The organism is Corynebacterium kozikiae (assembly GCF_024580965.1).
GTDB lineage: Bacteria > Actinomycetota > Actinomycetes > Mycobacteriales > Mycobacteriaceae > Corynebacterium > Corynebacterium kozikiae.
The window spans coordinates 1-1343 of sequence record NZ_JANIKJ010000043.1; the positions used below are offsets into that span (position 1 = coordinate 1).

General features: G+C 57.4%; 2 protein-coding genes. Both read left to right on the top strand.

Annotated elements, in window-relative coordinates; translation table 11 throughout:
• Nucleotides 1–97: 97 nt before the first annotated feature.
• The gene (locus tag NQ018_RS11225; RefSeq protein ID WP_257061014.1) at nt 98–1096 is read left to right on the top strand and encodes an LGFP repeat-containing protein; all 999 of its coding nucleotides are present in this window, start codon (nt 98–100) and stop codon (nt 1094–1096) included.
• Between the two features lie 51 nt (nt 1097–1147).
• The coding region (locus NQ018_RS11230; protein WP_257061015.1) for a transposase at nt 1148–1343 on the top strand (196 nt) is incomplete at its 3' end.

Here is a 1343-nt window from a genome sequence, read left to right on the forward strand (position 1 = left end):
CGGCTACACCAAAGCCTTGGCTACCGAACACCAGCCGAGGTTGAAGCAGCCTTTTGGGCATACAACCCACCCAAAGCCATAATGGAAACCAAGGCAAATGCCTAGGAACAAAACCCAGGGCAGCTCATTTGCGTTTGGATCGTTAGGTGTTCCCGCGGCGCAGGCGGATGTGTTCCATGGTTTTTGGATCGGCGGGAAGATCGAAGAGACTTACCATCGTCTCGGGGGGTGGGGTAGGTTTGGTGATGCGACCACCCCGGAAAGCGTCTCAGCGTTGAATGGGCGGTTCCAGGTCTTCGTGCGCGATTCTTCCATTTACTGGCACCCCAACGTCGATGGCGGTACTGCTCACCAGGTCGGCGGTCGCATCCGGGATAAGTGGGCTGATCTCGGGTGGGAAAATGCGGCCTTGGGCTACCCAGTAACCGACGAATTGACCACCCCTGACGGCATTGGCCGGTTCAACCACTTCCAGGGTGGATCCATCTACTGGTCACCTGAGACCGATGCCCATCAGATTTGGGGTGAGATTCGGGACAAGTGGGCGGCGCAAGGGTGGGAGACTGGTCCGTTGGGCTATCCGGTTACTGATGAGTTGACTACGCCGGATGGTAATGGCTGGTTTAACCACTTTGAGAATGGGTCGATTTACTACTCGCCTGCTAGTGGTGTGCACACAGTCAGTGGGAAGATTCGTGATTACTGGGGCAAAGCCGGCTGGGAGAAAAGCCGGTTTAGTTTCCCGTCCTCAGACGCTTATGCTGCCGCGGGAGGTACGAAACAGGATTTCATCGGCGGGTCTATCCAATCCTTCGAACCCACCGGTGTGGCGCTGCCTCAGTACGACAACAAGCAGTACTCCAGCTACAGGCAGGTCTACCCCCTGTTCGCAAAGGAAGACAAACCTCGCTGGCACGCAGCTGGGGCACACCGCGAACTGATTCAGCACATGGACACTTACTTCCCGTTAACGGGGTGTCCGAAAGAACTCACCACCGGCACTACATGCACCTTTACCGGCATGGGGGCACGGTCTGGCAAAGTCACTGTTGAGCGTATTTCTGATACGGGATTTACTTTGAAAACTGCTGCCTGAAGCGGCCTGGGTTGGTCGGAGACTAGGTTTTACCCTAGGAGGACGATCAGCATGGCACGACCCAGTCAGTACGACGCAGCCACGCAGGAGCGCGCGGTGCGCATGTACTTCGAGCGCCTTGAGGAAGGCGACATCTCCAAAGCCGGCGCCCGCCGGGAGATCGGCGAGCTGCTCGGCGTGAAGGAGTCCACGCTGCGCAACTGGATCCGCAAGCACGAACAACGAGAACAGGTACCTGGACCCGGTT